Raw genomic sequence first — 15606 nt, 5'->3', positions numbered from 1 at the left:
ACTCATTCCTTCTCTAAGGCGTTATGAGAGGCCGCTACCAGAGCCTCAAGATCTCCATCCCAGGTATCGTCTGAACCTCCTGCAGCCAGGAACCCCAGGTATTCGATGTTTCCTTCCGGTCCCCGGACAGGCGAAAAGGTCATATCCTTTATAGTGAAATCAGCATCTCTGGCGTTGACAAGAAATTGCTCCAGGACTTCCAGGTGGACCTTCGGATCTCGCACGACCCCTTTCTTTCCCACCTTTTCCTTTCCCGCTTCGAACTGGGGCTTGACCAGACAGACTACATGTCCATCCGGCTTCAGAAGGCCCCGCACAGCGGGCAGGATCAGCCGCAGGGAGATAAAGGAGACGTCAATGCTGGCAAAATCCAGCTCATCGGGAATCTGTTCGTGGGTGAGGTACCGGGCGTTGGTCCGCTCCATGCAGATCACACGCTCGTCGCTCCGCAGACTCCAGGCCAGCTGTCCATAGCCCACATCCACGGCGTAGACTTTGGCAGCGCCGTTTTGCAGCATACAGTCTGTAAAGCCGCCGGTAGAGGCGCCGATATCTCCGCAGATCGCCCCGGAGAGCGTAATGGGAAAGGACTGCATGGCCTTCTCCAGCTTCAGTCCGCCGCGGCTGACATAGGCCAGCGTCTTGCCTCGCACCTCGATTTCGGCGGTCTCCTCCGTCTGGGCCCCGGCCTTATCCACCTTCTGGCCCGCCACATAGACCTGCCCCGCCATAATGACAGCCTGCGCCTTCTGACGGCTCTCCATCAGTCCGCGCTCACAGAGCAGGACATCCAATCGTTTTTTAGCCACGTGTACAGACCTCCATCGCCTTCCGGCAGAGACTTTCTCCATCCAATCCGCAGAGCTTTCGCAGTTCTGCCACAGAACCGTGGGTCACAAAAGAACGTCCAAGGTTGCACAGCGCCACGTTGGCGGCCGGCGAACCGGCCAGGGCCAGTTCTGCGGCAATCCGACGGCCCACACAGTTGGCATCCATGACATCTTCCGCCACGAGCAGGCGACCGGTTTTAGAAAGAGAATTCTGGATCGTATGGATATCAATCGGTGTAATGGTATTCAGCTTCACAACATCAGCCGATATTCCTTGCTGCTGGAGCAATTCGGCGCAGCGGAGCACCTCGTTTATCATAACGCCGTACCCGACCAGCGTCACATCACTTCCCTGCCGCAGCAGGACGGCGGGCCCGGTGCCGGAATCCGCCGTATATGCCCCCTCACCGCCGCGGGGGTAGCGCAGCGCCACGGGCCCCTGCACCTCCTGGATGGCATAGGCCAGCATCGTCTTCAGCTCAGAAAAACTGGCCGGGCAGAGTACAGTCATGCCCGGGACTGTGTCCAGAAATGCCACATCAAAGACGCCGTGATGGGTCTCGCCGTCCTCGCCTACCAGACCGGCCCGATCCACCGCAAAGACCACATGGAGGCCCTGAATGGCAACGTCATGGATCAGCATGTCATAGCCGCGCTGAAGAAAGGTGGAGTAGACCGCGAAAACAGGTACCATACCCTGCTTGGCCATTCCGGCGGCCATGGCAGTGGCGTGGCCCTCCGCGATTCCCACATCAAAGCTGCGGGACGGAAAGCGGCGGAAAAACTCCCCCAGCCCTGTACCATCCCGCATGGCCGCTGTAATGGCACAGATCCTGCTGTCTTTCTCCGCCAACTCACACAGCGTCCCGCCAAAAGCGGCAGAGAAATTGGGGCTCCCTGCCGACAGCGGCTCTCCCGTCTGGACACAAAAGCGGCCCACACCGTGGAAACGATCCGGATTCCGCTCTGCAGGTGTATACCCATTCCCCTTTACAGTCCTTACATGGAGCAGGACGGGGCCCTCGATATCCTTCGCATACCGGAGAAGGCTGGTCAGTCCCTTCACGTCATGGCCGTCCACCGGGCCCAGATAGGTGAAGCCCATATCCTCAAAAAAGGAGCAGGGCAGCAGGGTCTCTTTGACCGCTTTTTTGATCCTGTGGGTGATGCGGTAGAGGGTTTTCCCCCCGGGTATCGTACCGGTTACCTTACGATATCCCTTCTTGAACCGCAGGTACTGGGGCTTCAGGCGCTGTCTGGCCAGATGTTCAGCAATACCGCCCACGTTTTTGGTGATGGACATGCCGTTGTCGTTGAGGATGACGAGCATTCGTTCGCCGCTGTTGCCGGCGTCTGAGAGGCCCTCATACGCCAGACCGCCGGTAAGCGCGCCGTCACCAATGAGAGCGATCACATAGTAATTATCCCCCAGCAGCGTCCGTCCCCTGGCCATACCGGTGGCCACGGACACCGAGTTGGATGCATGACCGGCGATAAAGGCATCACAGCAGCTCTCCGCCGGTTTTGGAAAGCCGGACATGCCGCCGAATGTGCGCAGGCTGGACATCTTGTCTGCCCGCCCTGTGAGGATCTTATGGGTATAGCACTGGTGTCCCACATCAAAGACCAACCGGTCACGGGTAAAATCAAACACCCGGTGAAGGGCCACTGTGATCTCTACCGCGCCCAGATTGGAGGCCAGATGACCGCCGGTTTTGGAGACCGAGTCGATCAGGCTGGCACGGAGGCGGGTGCAAAGCGTCTCAGCTTCACAGTCCGTTATATTCTTTATATCCGGAATATCCGCTTGCTGAATCATAAGCACCTCTGTATGAATCACTTATTAGATCAGGAAGGTACCTGCCAGGCCGATGGCGACCCCCAGCAGCGCTCCCATGATCACCTGCATGGGCGTGTGGCCCAGCAGTTCTTTCAGCTCTTTTCCAAAGAGCTCCGGCTTCATCTCACTCCAGTGGTCCATCATATAGTTGAGGATCTTGGCCTGCTCACCGGCGGCCTTGCGGACGTTGGCGGCGTCGTACATCACCACGATGGCCACCACGGCCGCGATGGCAAAGAGGGGTGAGGAAAAGCCGTACAGCATGCCGGTAGACGCGGCGCAGGCGGAGACAAAGGCGGAGTGCGAACTGGGCATACCGCCGCTGGCCCAAATCTGGCGCCAGTCAAGCCGGCGTTTGGTCAAAAGCTGGATGACCACCTTCAGTATCTGGGCCACGGCCCAGGACACGGCGGCCAGAATCAGAATCAAGTTGCCCAGATGGTAATTGGCGGCATTCAATTCCATATGCGGTCACTTCTCCCGTTTCACCAGTTTATCCGCCAGCCAGCAGAGGAAACCGGCGTCCTCGAAGGTACTCTGCAGCGCCTCTTTGGCCGCTTCGGTCTTCTCGCTTACCAGCGCTTCACATGCTTCCATTCCCTTGAGGCTGACAAACGTCACTTTCTCGTTGGCGGCGTCGGAGCCGATGGGCTTGCCCAGCTTGGCCTCGTCACCCTCTACATCCAGCATATCGTCCCGGATTTGGAAGGCCAGGCCCAACAGTTCGGCGTACCGCCGCACAGCAGCCCGCTCCTGCGCTCCGCCGCCGGCCACAATACAGCCGATCTCGGCTGCCGCGGAGATAAGCGCACCTGTCTTCAGACGCTGGAGTTCCTCCACTTCTGACAGGGAGAGAGAGTGCCCCTCCCCCGCCATGTCCAGCGCCTGTCCGCCCACCATGCCCCGGGCTCCGGCTGCACGGCCCAGGCAGGCGGAGGCAGCCAGCGCCTTGTCCGCACCGAGGGACGTACCGTGCTCCGCAATGGTCTCAAAGGCAGCAGTCAGCAGGGCGTCTCCGGCCAGGACCGCCGTGGCTTCACCGTAGACCTTGTGATTGGTGGGCCGGCCACGGCGCAGATCGTCGTCATCCATGCAGGGCAGATCGTCGTGGATGAGAGAATAAGTATGGATCATCTCCACCGCGCAGGCAAAGGGCAGAGCGGTATTCACGTCTCCCCCGCACATGCGGCAGGTCTCCAGCGCCAGCACGGGCCGGAGACGCTTTCCGCCCGCCAGAAGGCTGTAAAGCATGGCGTCATACAGATCGGCCCGGGACTCCCGTCCCGCAAAACACTGCCTCAGATAGTTTTCCACCAGGGCGCAATCCGCGCGAAGCACTTCTTCGTACATCATCCCGACTCCTTTGTTCTGCAAAACTTCGGCACGGCGGTCCGAAACGGCCCGTTTCGCGCCGGGAAACCCAGGAGACGCCACACACCGCGTCTCCTGGGGCAAAACCAATCACACGCCCTGGTCCATGGGCTGCTCCACCGGCGTCCCATCCGGAGCTGCGGTCAGCTTGATGACCTTCTGCTCCGCCTTGTCCAGCATGGTGGAACACTTTTTCATCAGGCTTGTCCCCTCCTCAAAGAGGGCCAGCGCGTCTTCCAGCGGCGCGTCACCCTGCTCCAGCTTGGACACGATCTCCTCCAGCCGGGCCATGGCCTGTTCAAAGGTCAGCTTCTTCTCTGCCATCTGTCAATGCTCCTTTACCACACAGGGAATTTCTCCATCCGCCACCCGCAGGTGCAGGGTATCCCCTGCCACCACATCGGTTTTGGAGCGCACCACCGTGCCGTCCTCCCGGCGTGGGATAGCGTAACCTCTGGCCAGCACCTTCAGGGGGCTCATGGCATCCAGAGATGCCGCCAGCCGGGCAAAACGCTGCCGCTCCCGGTTCAGCGCGCCAGAGAGGCCGTGGGCCAGACGGGTGCGCTGATAGTCCAGCAGAACCCGCCGGTCCTCAATATAGTTCATGGGATTCTGTAAAGCGCGACTGCCTGACAGATGCTCCAATTTGGAGGACAGCTCGCCCAGACGCCGGGTCATAGCCTGGTCCATCCGGGCCGACAGCTGGTTCAATCTGCCCGCCACGTCCTTCTGATCGGGGACGGCCAGTTCTGCCGCGTTGGAGGGTGTGGCGGCTCGCAGATCCGCCACAAAATCGGCAATGGTCACATCCGGCTCATGGCCTACAGCGGAGATCACCGGGATCTGGGAGGCGTAAATCGCCCGGGCCACGACCTCCTCGTTGAAGGCCCACAGGTCCTCCATGGAGCCGCCGCCCCGGCCGGTGATGATGAGGTCGGCCCAGCCCAGCCGGTTGACCCACCCCAGAGCCGCGGCGATCTCGCCGGGAGCCTCAGCTCCCTGGACCCGCACGGGTACCACGGCCACCTGAGCCATGGGCCACCGGGCTCCCAGGATCCGCAGCATATCCCGCACCGCCGCGCCGGCGGCTGAGGTCACCAGGGCAATGCGCTTCGGAAAACGTGGAACCAGCTTTTTGTGGGCCGGATCAAACAGACCCTCGGCGTACAGCTTGGCCTTGAGCTGTTCGAAGGCCACGTAGAGGTCGCCTACGCCGTCAGGCGTCAGGGCGCTGACGTAGAGCTGGTACTGCCCGTCCCGGGGAAACACCGTCACCCGGCCGAAGGCAACCACCTTCATGCCGTTCTCCGGGCGGAACCGAAGCGCGGACGCCTCCCGGCGGAACATGACGCAGCGGATGGCGCCTCCCTCATCCTTCATGGAGAAATAGTGATGGCCGGAGGGGTACATCTTGTAGTTGGAGATCTCGCCCCGGATATAGATGCCGGAGAGGGCGCCGTTTCCGTCCAGAAGATCTTTGATGTACTGGTTGACCTGGGAGACTGAGTAGACCGTGTCATTTCTCATGGACATGCTCCCCCGCCCGCAGGCTGCGCCAGGCCAGAATGGCTACGCCCATGGCGTTGTCCGTGGAGTATCTGGGCTCGGCAAAAACCGCGCCCCCCAGCCTCTCCCGCAGCAGCGTATTGGAGGCCACGCCGCCGGAGCAGAGCACACTCAGTCCGGGATGTTCCTCCAGGGCGACCGCCGTGGCTCTGGATACCGCGTCGGCGATGGTGTTCAGCGCAAAACGTGCAATGTCGGCAGGGGCTTCCCCCCGCTCCGCCAGGGCTTTGACCTGGTTCTCCACGCCGGAGAGAGAAAAAGAACAGCCGTTGAGCTTCACCTTAAAGCGTTTCTCACTCTGAGACTCCCGGGCCAGGGCGTCCAAAGCCTTTCCCGCGGGAAAATCCAGCCCCAGCAGCTTCCCGGTCCGGTCGATGAGCTGGCCGGCAGAGATATCGCTGGTGCCTCCGATGGCCTGGGCACGGACATTGATCCCCTCCGGCTCCACGTACAGCAGTTCCGTGGTGCCTCCGGAGAGGTGCCAGGCCAGAATAGGCGCGTCCAGCAGATCCATCCGCCCGGCAGACCAGGCGGCGGCGGCAATATGCCCCTGCTGGTGGGACACCGGGAAAAATGGGACGTCCAAGGTGGCGGACAGGGCTCTCCCCTGTCCTTCTCCCGCCAGGAAACAGGGCATGTAAGAGCCGTCCACCGCTCTGGGGCGGGTGCTGGCGCCCACAGCGGCCAGATCCCGGAGCAGCTCCTTCCCGCGAAGCTGCTCAAAGAGACCGGGCAGCCGCTTCACATGCTGGAACAGGGCGTCGCTCTGGCGCAGGCCCAAAGTCCCGGAGGGCACATCCAGCAGGCGGCCGATATTCTCCCCCGAGGACCCGTCAAATACAGCTACGGAGGTGGTGTAATTGCTGGTGTCAAGGCCCAGACAGCGTAGTCCGGTCATGCCTGGGGGGCCTCCTCCCCCTCCCCGGCGGCGGGCTCGGCATCAAAAATGTCCTCTGCCTGGAAGGGGGACACCCGCTCGGGGATGGACTCCTTGCGGACAAAGGAGCCCAGAATGCCGTTGATGAAAGAGACGACCTCAGGAGTCTCATACCCCTTGGCGATCTCCAGGGCTTCGTTGATGGCTGCGGCATTGGGTACATCCTGCATGTAGAGGATCTCGTACATGGCCACCCGCATCACGGCCACCGCCACCCGGGGGATCCGGGAGAAGGTCCAGCCGATGGCGTAGCGGGAGATGTAGTCGTCCAGCTCGGGGCAGTGGAGGTACACCCCCCGCACCAGCTCGCTTATGTACTCCCGCTGCTTGGCGTTGGGATATTCGGCGTAAAGAGGCTCTTCCTCCCCGATGAGCGCAAAGGTCGCGCGCGTCAGGGCCGTATCCAGAAGTTCATCGGCAGTCTGGTCGGTAAAGCTGAGCTCAAAGGTGAGGTGCACGGCAATTTCTCTGGCGTTGGTCCTGGTCATGTTTCTTCCTCCGTCACGGGCCGTCCTGCCGGCCCTGCTATTTCTCTCATGAATGGATAGTCCAATGAATATAACCCTATTATATACAAAGTCCGACCAAAGATAAACCCCCAGTTTTGCGCCTGTACGCAAAAAAGCATTGAGCGCGGGGGCCGCGCCCAATGCTCTTTTTTATGGGAGATGTTACTGAGGCCGCTTGGCGTCCCGGTCAAAGGTGATGCCGGTGACGTTCACGTTGACGCAGGCGGGGGTCAGGCCGCTGGTATTCTCAAGGCTGGAGAACACGGCGTCCTGCACCTTGGCGGCCACCTCGGGGATGGTATAGCCGTACTTCACCAGGATGCCCACGTCGACGGTCAGGCTGCCGTCCTCGTTGCTGGAGACGCGGACGCCCTTGGCCAGGTTCTTCTTGCCGCCCAGCATCTCCACCAGATCATTGCCCAGATTGGCCGCCAGGCTGCCGACACCTTCTACCTCCAGCGCGGCGGCGGCGGCGATGACCGCCATAACATCCTCGGATATATGGATATTTCCCATCTCGTCGGGGCGGGAAACATACTCTCTGCCTTCGCCCATAAAGGTCACACTCCTTATGTCGTACAGTATAGGGTCCGATATCTTTAAGCATTGTACCACAAACCGGCGAAAATAACAAACATATTTTTACCCATTGTCTGAAAACCTTTCCGAAAGCGCACAGCCGGGCAGCCGGCCTGCGTTTTTCTCTCCCGCAGGCTGGCCGTCCGGCTGTTCCGGCGCTATTCCTCTGTGGCTTCGATGATCTTGATCTGGCTGGCCTCCATGCCGGTCTCGTCGGTGACGATCTCCGTGATCTTGGCCACGTCTGCGTCGGTGAGGCCCAAACCGTTGTTGGATACCACCACGGACACGCTGTTGTCTCCGATGAAGGCCACGCAGTCGGCATAGCCCTTGGCCGTGACCAGGTTTTCGATCTGGGCCTCGCTGACCGTGACGCTGGCCATGGTCTGGATGGAGGCGTTGGCCTCGTCCTTCATGGCCTGGTCGGCGTTCTCATCCCCGGCGGCCTCCTGGAGCAGCGAGAGAGCGCTGTCCCTGGCCTGCTGCCGGTTGAGCCGGGCGGAGTCAAAGTAGTTGCTGCTCCCCGTCTCCGACGCACTGTTCTCTGTCTGCTGGCCGGAGGTCTCTCCGTCCGCCCCAGCGCTGGGCGAGGGCGAAGGAGAGGCGGAGACCGTGCTTCCGGTCAGGAGAGGGTCGTCGGTCTGGCTGCCCACCAGCGCCGCTTCCCCCAGGGTCTTCCCGGCATCCGCGTTGTTGTCCTTGTGGTAGGACCAGTTGAGGTAGACCGCCACGCACACAAAGAGGACGATGGCCGCCACCACCGCGTTTCGTTTCCAGAGCTTCATACTGAACCAATCCTTTCACCATTTATCGTCATTTTGATTTGCATATGGATATTTTATCGGCGCCCAGCCCGGTGAGCGCAGACACCGCGTCCACCAGCTTGAGGCAGACCGCCGGGTCGCCGCCCCCCGGACAGACCACCAGCGCACCTTGGTACTGGGGGTAGACCTGCTGGAGCACCACTGTGTCCTCCGTACCTGAGCCTGTGGACACCACCACTGTGCTGGTGGAGCTCTCATCCCCGGACCGGGTGGCGTCCTGGGCCAGGATCTGCCGGGCGCCGCTCTTTACTGTGAGAACCACTGTCACCTCCCCTGCCCCGTCCACCTTGGAGAGCGCCTGCTCCAGCTTTTGCTCCATCTCCTCCACCTGAAAGCTCTCACCGCCGCTTTCGCTCTGGCGCTCTGTGCCGCCGGATGGGGAACTGTCGTCTCCGCCCAGCGGCAGGAGAAGCAGCACGATGCCGGCCGCAATAACCAGAAGCACATATTTGTATTTTTGGAAGAGTTCTGCCGTCCTCTGGGTCAGCCTCTCCCATTGAAACGTCCATTTCATTCCACATCCTCCACATAGCACTGCCGTTCAGCGGGGATGGCCAGTTCCGCCGCGATTACCCGGGTGAGGGCTGCCTGCTCCCCCTGAGTCAGGTCGCCTGTGATCTCAACCCCATCGGGCACCGGATAGTCCCCCGACTCTGTCCAGGCGGTCACCCGGACCTGGCAGACAACACCCAGCTCCTCCGCCTTGTCCAAAATATATGCGCTGGTCTCGTCGGCTATGATATCTTTCATCAATCTGCCGTTCTCCTCCTCCAGCGTGTCCACCGTCCCCATGGCCTCTACCCGGTACTCGGTCAGAATTCCGGCGAGGGTGCGGCTGTCGATCCGAAGCACCGGCTGGATCATGGCCAGCACCAGCACAAGGGAACCGGTGAGGCGGCCGATTTTCCGCACTGTCCCGTTGGGCGACAGGCCGTCCGCCAAAGCCACAATGATGGCGCCGCAGGTGATACCTACCAGCCAGTCCCTGATTAGTTCTATCATATCGTCACCACCGAAATTGCCGAAACAATGGATACCAACATCAAAAGAGCGCAGGCACCCGTCATGCCCAGCACCAGCCCAAAGGCGCCGCCGATGCTGTCAATGAGTCCGGTGACCCGGCCGGCCGACACGGTGCCGGTCAGCGCGGCGGTTAGCTTGTAGGCCAGGTAGTGGATGCCCAGCTGGAGGAAGGGCACCAGGCAGATGCCCAGCACGGTGAGCATGCCGAACACCCCCACCGTGTTCCGCAGCACAGAAGCCCCCACCAGGACGGTCTCCGCCGCATCGGAGAGGATGCCGCCCACCACGGGGACCACGCTGGACACCGCGAACTTGGCCGCCTTCACTGTGGCCGCGTCGGCAGTACCGGCGATGACGCCGGAGACAGTCAGGTAGCCCACGAAGAGGATGAGCACCGATGTGAGCACTGTCGTCACCACCCATTTGAGCACGCCGCCGATGCGCTTGAGTCCCTCGTTGCCCAGGGCTGCATAGGCGGCTGAGGCGGCGATGTAGGCATAGACCAACGGGATAAGGAGCCGGGTGATCAGGGTCAGAAGCACGTCGGAAAAGAGCACGGTGGCAAGCTGCCGGGCTGCCGCCCTGCCGGGCGCTCCGCTGGCAGCGGCCGCGGCGGTAATGGTGGGCAAAAGCACCTTGGAGAACATGTCCATGTTGTCCAGCGCCTCCCGGCCCAGCCCTACCAGGGTGTTTACATCTGCCGCCGCCACGGCGGTGACAGCCAGTGCTCCAGCCACCGATACCACGTCTATGCCGCCGCCCAACTGGCCGGCCGCCTTCATCCCGTCGGCCAGGGCGCACAGCAGCACCACCGCCAGCAGCAGCACACCACTGCGCACCGCCTTGCGCACCACGCCGAACACCTGGTCGCTCCCCGTGTCCAGAATGGCCTGGAGCCCATCGTCCAGGCTGGTGTCCGGTGTGATGGCCTGTCCGCCGCCGTACTCCTCCGCCGCCTGCTCCAGGCCGTGGAGGTCCAGCGCCTCCGACTGGGCGGTCAGCACCGTGTCCTCTGTCTCCGCAGCCCTTGCCCCGCAGCAGAGCAGCGCCAGCAGAGCCAGGGCGACAGCACATGTTCTGTATGCCTTCATTGGTACACCTCTCACAGCAATCCGGTAATGGCGGACAGCACCGCCCGCACCAGCGGGAGCGCCAGATACAGCGCCACCGCTGAACCGGCGATCTCCACAAAAGCGGCGATCCCCCCTTCTCCGGCGTCCTTACAGACCTCAACCGTCACTCTGGTGATGATGGCCACCCCCACTGTCTTGACCACCGGAGCCAGAACAGCCGGCTCCAGCCCTGCCAGCTGGGCCAGCTCGTCCAACAGCGCCCGTACGCTCTCCAGCGCTCCCAGGGCCGCGGTAAGGATAACTGCGCCAGCGGCCAGCGCCAACACCAGAGCCAGCTCCCTGACCTGCTTTTTCACCACCACCGCGCACAGGGCCGCCGCAATGGCCACAGCGGCGATTTTCAGGATGTCCGTCATAGGCCGAACAGGTTCTTCACCAGGCTGAAGAGATCGCTGATCTCCTGCACCACCATCATCAGCACCACCACCAGACCGGTCAGCGTGATCATGGTGGCCTGCTCATCCCGCCCGGAGCGGGTGAGCACCTGGTTGAGTACGGAGACCAGAATGCCGATGGCGGCAATTTTAAAAATCAGATCCACGTCCATTGCGGTTCAACTTCCCCTTTCCTCCGCCCTGCGGCGGAGTATTGCGCCTCACAGAAGTACGATCACCAGAAATGCGCCGGCGGCCAGACCCAGCGCGCCGTACACCTTGCCCATTCTGGCCCGCTCGGCCACAGCCGCCTCCAGGCACTGCTCCAGCTGGGCCCGGGCCAGGGCCAGGGCCTGGGTCTGCCCTTCCCCGTCGTACCGGCCCAGGATGCCCCCCAGCGTCTCCAGGACCTGCCGCTCCTCCCCCTCCAGATCCAGGTCGGAGTCCGCCAGAGCACTCCGCCACAGATCCTCCAGCCGCTCGTCTCCCAGGCGGCAGAGGCTGTCCCGGCAGCGGGCAAAGAACGGCCCGACCGGCGGGGCCAGATGGCCGGCCAGAAGGGTGAACAGCTCGGGGATGGAGGTGAGGCGGAAGGAGAGCTCCCGCTCCATCCGCTCCAGCGCCTCTGTCAGCAGGCGGAGGGTACGCACATGGCGGTTCAGCCGTGCTGCCGCGCCGAATCCAAGAGCACCCGCGCCGCCGGTGAGGAGCACCGCGCCCAAAAGCCTCAGCACGCCGCTCCCCCCTCCAGCCGCTTCACCTGATAGGTCCGGCTCCTTCCGCTGCCCCGGATGAGAACGACCCGCCGGAAGATCCCCCCATCCAGCAGACGGCGGTACAGTGGGCGGGAAGACAGGTCCTCCGTACCGGAGGCGTGGGCGGTGGCAAGCAGCGTCACGCCGCAGTTGGCGGCCGCCTCCAGGGCCGCACAGTCTGCCGGGGCGGTGATCTCGTCCGCTGCCAGCACCTGGGGGTTCATGCCCCGCAGCAGCATCAGCAGCGCCGTCCCCTTGGGACAGCCGTCCAGCACGTCGGTACGGCGCCCCACGTTCAGCTGGGGCAGGCCGTCGTACATGGCGGCCAGCTCGCCCCGCTCGTCGGCGATGCCTACCCGCATGGGTGCGACCCCGTCCCCGTCGGAGACCGCACGGATGATGTCCCGCAGCAGCGTGGTCTTCCCGCCGCCGGGCGGCGAGAGGATCAGCGTGCTCTGGAGCACGCCGCCCACTGTGAGCCCGTCCAAAATTCCGGCGGAAATGCCCGGCACTGAGCGGGCCACCCGAATAGAGAGCGAGGACAGCCGCCGCAGGTTGCACACCTCGCCGTCCCGCACCACGCCGCTGCCGCAGATGCCGATGCGGTGCCCGCCCCTGACTGTGACAAACCCGTTGCGCACCTGCTCCAGTACCGTGTGGGCGGAGGCCTGGGTGGCAATCTCCAGCACCTGGCCTAAATCCCGCTCTGTCAGCCTCTGCTGCTCACAGCCCGGGATGACCTGTTCCCCCTCCGGCCCGGAGACCGTGATGGGATAGCCGTTCCTCAGCCGCAGCTCCTCCGCCCGGCTCTGCTGTTCCCTGCTCAGCCCCTCCGCCGCCTGACGCAGCCGGGACGGCAGCAGCGCCGCCGCTTGACGGAACCGGGCGCCCGCGTCCTCTGTCATGCCTCTGTCCATAGGAACCCTCCTCTTTTGCAGCCTGTATCACCGGAACAATCCTATGAACGTCCACGGCGGAATATGAATCCTTGTCCCACACAAAAAACGGCCTGCCGGATCATCCGGCAGGCAGTATGGAATACAGACAAAAAGCGTGCCCTGCGCCTTTCGCACAGAGCACGCTTTTCAGATGCTGTCAGGCAGGTTACTCCTGCTCCCAGTTGTGGTACACGTTCTGGACGTCGTCGTTTTCCTCCAGGAAGTCGATGAGCTTCTCCATGTTCTTGACGTCCTCTTCATTCTCCAGCTTGACGTAGTTCTGGGGGACCATCTCCACCTCGGCAGAGGCGAACACATAGCCCTTCTCCTCCAGCTTGGCCAGCACGTCGCCAAAGGCATCGGGAGAGGTGGTGATCTCGAAGCAGTCCTCGTCCGCGCTCATATCGTCAGCGCCGGCATCCAGAGCGTCCATCATCACGGTGTCCTCGTCCAGGTCCTCCCGCTCGATGACGATCACGCCCTTCTGGTCAAAGGACCAGGACACACAGCCGGTGGCGCCCAGGTTTCCGCCGTACTTGTCAAAGATGTGGCGGACAAAGGGAGCGGTGCGGTTGCGGTTGTCGGTGAGGGCCTCCACGATCACGGCCACGCCGCAGGGACCATAGCCCTCGTACACCACGTTCTCATAGCTGTCGGTGTTGCCGGAGCCCAGCGCCTTGTCGATGGTGCGCTTGATGTTGTCGTTGGGCATGTTGGCGGCCTTGGCCTTGGCGATGACGGTGGCCAGACGGGAGTTGTTGGCGGGATCCCCGCTGCCGCCGGTCTTGACCGCCACGATCATCTCACGGGCGATCTTGGTAAAAATCTGAGAACGCTTGGCGTCCGCGGCGCCCTTGGTCTTCTGTATATTGTGCCATTTGGAATGTCCAGACATTGGAATACTTCCTCTCTTGAAAATTCGCGTATGACAGTATACCACAAAAAAGTACGCTTTTCAACCCCTCGCAGGCCGTCAGCAGTAGGAAAACACCTCATGGTGGCGGTAGGACAGGTACACCCGCAGGCCGGGGAAGCCCTTCTGGAGCCAGTCCGCCAGCACAGGGCACACCACATTCTCTGTGGGATAGTGTCCGGCGTCGATCAGATTCAGGCCCAGCGCCTCCGCATCCTGGAATTCGTGGTACTTGACATCCGAGGTGACAAAGGTGTCGCATCCGCAGGCCACCGCGGTGGAGACCATGTCTCCGCAGGCGCCGCCGCCCACAGCCACCTTCCGGACCGGGCGGCCCCCATCCACAAAGCGGACGCCGTTGGCGCCCAGCCGCTCCTTCACCTGAGCGGCAAAGGCCTCCGCGCTGGGCGCGCCGGAGATTACGCCGGTACGGCCCAAACCGTCCTCGCTGAAGGGCCCGATTTGCTCCAGCCCCAGGGCCTGGGCCAGGGCATCATTGACGCCGCCGGGGGCGATGTCCAGATTGGTATGGGCGCAGATGGCGGCGATATTGTGCTCCAGGAGCGCCAGCAGCTTGCGCCCGGCAGAGTCCTGGTCGGTGACGTGCCTGGCAGGGATAAAGATGACCGGATGGTGGGATACGATCAGCTCCGCGCCCACCTGGGCGGCCTCCTCCACCACTGCCCCGGTGATGTCCAGGGCCACCAGAATGGTGCGCACCTCCTTGTCACCGCGCCCCACCAGGAACCCGGCGTTGTCAAAACTCATCTGAGTATTAAAAGGGGCTTTTTCATCCAGAAAGCGATATACGTCCATTACCGTTGCCATGTATTCCACTCCTCTCTCATCTGCCGCAGGCCTGCGGCCACCTCTTCCAGTTCCCTGGCCCGGGCGGCGTCTTCCGGCTTGCTGGACCGGACCACGCCGGCGGCGGCGGCCTCCGCCCGGCGGAGCAGCTTCTCCAGATACTGCCCTCTCAGCGGCGCGTCCATGCCCTGATGCTGCCGCCCGGCCCAGGCCTCGGCGGGCGTGTAGGGTCCATCCTCCCCCGGCACGGCCAGGAGCGTGACATAGACCGTCCGCCCCTCCTGGGTCAGCACCTCCCGCTGGATACGGAAGCCGTGGTCCCAAAGCCAGGCCCGGAGCTGCTCCTGAGCCGTCATGGGCTGGAGGATCAGCCGGCGGCCCTCCTGCCCTGCCCAGGGGGCCGCGGTGAGGATCTCCGCGATGGTCTCCCCGCCCATTCCGGCGATGGAGATGGTGTCCGCCTCATCGGGAGAGATGCCCGCCAGGCCGTCGCAGAGCCGGAAGGAGAGCTTCTCCTCCACATCGTAGTGGGCTGCGGTCTGCCGGGCCCGGTTCAACGGCCCTTCCCGCAGGTCGGATACCACCGCCCGGTCGATCTTCCCCTGCAGCACCAACCAGACCGGGAGATAGGCGTGGTCCGTACCCACATCTGCAAAACGGGCCCCCTCCGGCACCAGATCCGCCACCGACTGAAGCCGGGGCGAAAGCTCATAAACGCGCAACGTCTTCACCTCTTCTGTTTAAAAAAAGAGAGCGGCCGGAGCCGCTCTCTCTTGCGGTATTGATTACTGGGCAGCGCCGGCGGTCATCTTGTTCAGCTCAGCCAGCAGCGCGTCCACGTCCACGCCGTGGACCATGCAGGCCTGCTCCACGGTCTCGCCACGGGAAGAGGGGCAGCCCAGGCAGTGCATGCCGATGGAGAGGAACAGGGGCGCGGTCTCGGGGGCGATGTCCAGGATGTCGCCGATAATGGTATCCTTCGTAATCTGAACCATGGGTGGTTACCTCCGTAAATCTCTAGGATATGGGTAGTATATCCTAATTCCTTCAATAATGCAAGATGGAGATTCTGTTTTTTCTTCCATCTTCGATTTTTCTCGGCTTCGGACAGATGAAAAACGCCCGGCGCACACGGTCGGGGGTCATAAGAAAGCAATATCGGTTTTCGCAGGAACGGCATGGCTTCGGTCATGCCGTTTCCTGTTTC

The 15606-nt window shown here is 62.5% G+C and carries 21 protein-coding genes; all 21 read right to left on the bottom strand.

Annotated elements, in window-relative coordinates:
* Window positions 1–2: 2 nt before the first annotated feature.
* The 21 genes from Q0K23_RS04340 to Q0K23_RS04240 all read right to left on the bottom strand — a co-directional run bounded on the left by Q0K23_RS04340 (window position 3) and on the right by Q0K23_RS04240 (window position 15394).
* A complete protein-coding gene (locus tag Q0K23_RS04340; protein WP_294518264.1) occupies window positions 3–851 on the bottom strand; it encodes a TlyA family RNA methyltransferase in 849 nt (282 codons plus the stop codon).
* Complete coding sequence (gene dxs, locus Q0K23_RS04335) at window positions 802–2649, bottom strand: 1-deoxy-D-xylulose-5-phosphate synthase (protein WP_294518261.1); 1848 nt, start codon at window positions 2647–2649, stop codon at window positions 802–804. The genes Q0K23_RS04340 and dxs overlap by 50 nt, the downstream gene beginning before the upstream one ends.
* 24 nt (window positions 2650–2673) lie before the next feature.
* Window positions 2674–3135, bottom strand: a complete 462-nt coding sequence (locus Q0K23_RS04330; protein ID WP_294518259.1) for a divergent PAP2 family protein — start codon at window positions 3133–3135, stop codon at window positions 2674–2676.
* A 6-nt stretch (window positions 3136–3141) separates the two neighbouring features.
* Window positions 3142–4020 (bottom strand): polyprenyl synthetase family protein, encoded by an 879-nt coding sequence (locus tag Q0K23_RS04325; RefSeq protein WP_294518257.1) that lies wholly within the window; start codon window positions 4018–4020, stop codon window positions 3142–3144.
* 111 nt (window positions 4021–4131) lie between these two features.
* On the bottom strand, window positions 4132–4365 hold the full coding sequence (xseB, locus tag Q0K23_RS04320) for an exodeoxyribonuclease VII small subunit (protein ID WP_006572566.1): 234 nt from the start codon (window positions 4363–4365) through the stop codon (window positions 4132–4134).
* A 3-nt stretch (window positions 4366–4368) separates the two neighbouring features.
* A complete protein-coding gene (xseA, locus tag Q0K23_RS04315; protein WP_294518353.1) occupies window positions 4369–5568 on the bottom strand; it encodes an exodeoxyribonuclease VII large subunit in 1200 nt (399 codons plus the stop codon).
* Window positions 5558–6505, bottom strand: a complete 948-nt coding sequence (locus Q0K23_RS04310) for a DNA-binding protein (RefSeq protein WP_294518254.1) — start codon at window positions 6503–6505, stop codon at window positions 5558–5560. The genes xseA and Q0K23_RS04310 overlap by 11 nt, the downstream gene beginning before the upstream one ends.
* Window positions 6502–7032 carry a transcription antitermination factor NusB gene (gene nusB, locus Q0K23_RS04305; protein WP_294518252.1) on the bottom strand — a complete coding sequence of 177 codons (531 nt, stop codon included), beginning with the start codon at window positions 7030–7032 and terminating at the stop codon, window positions 6502–6504. The genes Q0K23_RS04310 and nusB overlap by 4 nt, the downstream gene beginning before the upstream one ends.
* A 183-nt stretch (window positions 7033–7215) precedes the next feature.
* Window positions 7216–7608: an Asp23/Gls24 family envelope stress response protein gene (locus Q0K23_RS04300; RefSeq protein ID WP_294518250.1), complete on the bottom strand. Its 393-nt coding sequence runs from the start codon at window positions 7606–7608 to the stop codon at window positions 7216–7218.
* 182 nt (window positions 7609–7790) lie between these two features.
* The gene (locus tag Q0K23_RS04295) at window positions 7791–8417 is read right to left on the bottom strand and encodes a SpoIIIAH-like family protein (protein WP_294518248.1); all 627 of its coding nucleotides are present in this window, start codon (window positions 8415–8417) and stop codon (window positions 7791–7793) included.
* A gap of 28 nt (window positions 8418–8445) precedes the next feature.
* Window positions 8446–8901: a stage III sporulation protein AG gene (locus tag Q0K23_RS04290; RefSeq protein ID WP_294518246.1), complete on the bottom strand. Its 456-nt coding sequence runs from the start codon at window positions 8899–8901 to the stop codon at window positions 8446–8448.
* Between the two features lie 65 nt (window positions 8902–8966).
* Complete coding sequence (locus tag Q0K23_RS04285; RefSeq protein ID WP_294518243.1) at window positions 8967–9458, bottom strand: stage III sporulation protein AF; 492 nt, start codon at window positions 9456–9458, stop codon at window positions 8967–8969.
* Window positions 9455–10570, bottom strand: coding sequence for a stage III sporulation protein AE (locus Q0K23_RS04280; protein ID WP_294518241.1), 1116 nt, complete (start codon window positions 10568–10570; stop codon window positions 9455–9457). The genes Q0K23_RS04285 and Q0K23_RS04280 overlap by 4 nt, the downstream gene beginning before the upstream one ends.
* A gap of 11 nt (window positions 10571–10581) precedes the next feature.
* Window positions 10582–10968, bottom strand: coding sequence for a SpoIIIAC/SpoIIIAD family protein (locus Q0K23_RS04275; RefSeq protein ID WP_294518239.1), 387 nt, complete (start codon window positions 10966–10968; stop codon window positions 10582–10584).
* On the bottom strand, window positions 10965–11159 hold the full coding sequence (spoIIIAC, locus tag Q0K23_RS04270; RefSeq protein WP_294518237.1) for a stage III sporulation protein AC: 195 nt from the start codon (window positions 11157–11159) through the stop codon (window positions 10965–10967). The genes Q0K23_RS04275 and spoIIIAC overlap by 4 nt, the downstream gene beginning before the upstream one ends.
* Before the next feature lie 48 nt (window positions 11160–11207).
* The gene (locus tag Q0K23_RS04265; protein WP_294518235.1) at window positions 11208–11720 is read right to left on the bottom strand and encodes a stage III sporulation protein AB; all 513 of its coding nucleotides are present in this window, start codon (window positions 11718–11720) and stop codon (window positions 11208–11210) included.
* Window positions 11714–12658, bottom strand: coding sequence for a stage III sporulation protein AB (locus tag Q0K23_RS04260; RefSeq protein WP_294518233.1), 945 nt, complete (start codon window positions 12656–12658; stop codon window positions 11714–11716). Before Q0K23_RS04260 ends, Q0K23_RS04265 begins: the two co-directional genes overlap by 7 nt.
* 187 nt (window positions 12659–12845) lie before the next feature.
* On the bottom strand, window positions 12846–13574 hold the full coding sequence (locus Q0K23_RS04255; RefSeq protein ID WP_294518231.1) for a YebC/PmpR family DNA-binding transcriptional regulator: 729 nt from the start codon (window positions 13572–13574) through the stop codon (window positions 12846–12848).
* Between the two features lie 78 nt (window positions 13575–13652).
* A complete protein-coding gene (locus tag Q0K23_RS04250; RefSeq protein WP_294518229.1) occupies window positions 13653–14420 on the bottom strand; it encodes a Nif3-like dinuclear metal center hexameric protein in 768 nt (255 codons plus the stop codon).
* On the bottom strand, window positions 14408–15130 hold the full coding sequence (locus tag Q0K23_RS04245; RefSeq protein ID WP_294518227.1) for a class I SAM-dependent methyltransferase: 723 nt from the start codon (window positions 15128–15130) through the stop codon (window positions 14408–14410). The genes Q0K23_RS04250 and Q0K23_RS04245 overlap by 13 nt, the downstream gene beginning before the upstream one ends.
* A 54-nt stretch (window positions 15131–15184) precedes the next feature.
* Window positions 15185–15394: a DUF1858 domain-containing protein gene (locus Q0K23_RS04240; RefSeq protein WP_006572582.1), complete on the bottom strand. Its 210-nt coding sequence runs from the start codon at window positions 15392–15394 to the stop codon at window positions 15185–15187.
* Window positions 15395–15606: the final 212 nt, after the last annotated feature.

Source organism: uncultured Pseudoflavonifractor sp., assembly GCF_944387275.1.
In the GTDB taxonomy this organism is placed as follows: domain Bacteria; phylum Bacillota; class Clostridia; order Oscillospirales; family Oscillospiraceae; genus Pseudoflavonifractor; species Pseudoflavonifractor intestinihominis.
The sequence above is the reverse complement of the archived record's forward strand: the minus strand, read 5'-3'. Positions and strand labels throughout refer to the sequence as shown.

Coding starts and splice junctions, on each gene's coding strand:
- Q0K23_RS04340 (WP_294518264.1), bottom strand. CDS start 851: ATGGAGAAAGTCTCTGCCGGAAGGCGATGGAGGTCTGTACACGTGGCT.
- dxs (WP_294518261.1), bottom strand. CDS start 2,649: ATGATTCAGCAAGCGGATATTCCGGATATAAAGAATATAACGGACTGT.
- Q0K23_RS04330 (WP_294518259.1), bottom strand. CDS start 3,135: ATGGAATTGAATGCCGCCAATTACCATCTGGGCAACTTGATTCTGATT.
- Q0K23_RS04325 (WP_294518257.1), bottom strand. CDS start 4,020: ATGTACGAAGAAGTGCTTCGCGCGGATTGCGCCCTGGTGGAAAACTAT.
- xseB (WP_006572566.1), bottom strand. CDS start 4,365: ATGGCAGAGAAGAAGCTGACCTTTGAACAGGCCATGGCCCGGCTGGAG.
- xseA (WP_294518353.1), bottom strand. CDS start 5,568: ATGAGAAATGACACGGTCTACTCAGTCTCCCAGGTCAACCAGTACATC.
- Q0K23_RS04310 (WP_294518254.1), bottom strand. CDS start 6,505: ATGACCGGACTACGCTGTCTGGGCCTTGACACCAGCAATTACACCACC.
- nusB (WP_294518252.1), bottom strand. CDS start 7,032: ATGACCAGGACCAACGCCAGAGAAATTGCCGTGCACCTCACCTTTGAG.
- Q0K23_RS04300 (WP_294518250.1), bottom strand. CDS start 7,608: ATGGGCGAAGGCAGAGAGTATGTTTCCCGCCCCGACGAGATGGGAAAT.
- Q0K23_RS04295 (WP_294518248.1), bottom strand. CDS start 8,417: ATGAAGCTCTGGAAACGAAACGCGGTGGTGGCGGCCATCGTCCTCTTT.
- Q0K23_RS04285 (WP_294518243.1), bottom strand. CDS start 9,458: ATGATAGAACTAATCAGGGACTGGCTGGTAGGTATCACCTGCGGCGCC.
- Q0K23_RS04280 (WP_294518241.1), bottom strand. CDS start 10,570: ATGAAGGCATACAGAACATGTGCTGTCGCCCTGGCTCTGCTGGCGCTG.
- Q0K23_RS04275 (WP_294518239.1), bottom strand. CDS start 10,968: ATGACGGACATCCTGAAAATCGCCGCTGTGGCCATTGCGGCGGCCCTG.
- spoIIIAC (WP_294518237.1), bottom strand. CDS start 11,159: ATGGACGTGGATCTGATTTTTAAAATTGCCGCCATCGGCATTCTGGTC.
- Q0K23_RS04260 (WP_294518233.1), bottom strand. CDS start 12,658: ATGGACAGAGGCATGACAGAGGACGCGGGCGCCCGGTTCCGTCAAGCG.
- Q0K23_RS04255 (WP_294518231.1), bottom strand. CDS start 13,574: ATGTCTGGACATTCCAAATGGCACAATATACAGAAGACCAAGGGCGCC.
- Q0K23_RS04250 (WP_294518229.1), bottom strand. CDS start 14,420: ATGGCAACGGTAATGGACGTATATCGCTTTCTGGATGAAAAAGCCCCT.
- Q0K23_RS04240 (WP_006572582.1), bottom strand. CDS start 15,394: ATGGTTCAGATTACGAAGGATACCATTATCGGCGACATCCTGGACATC.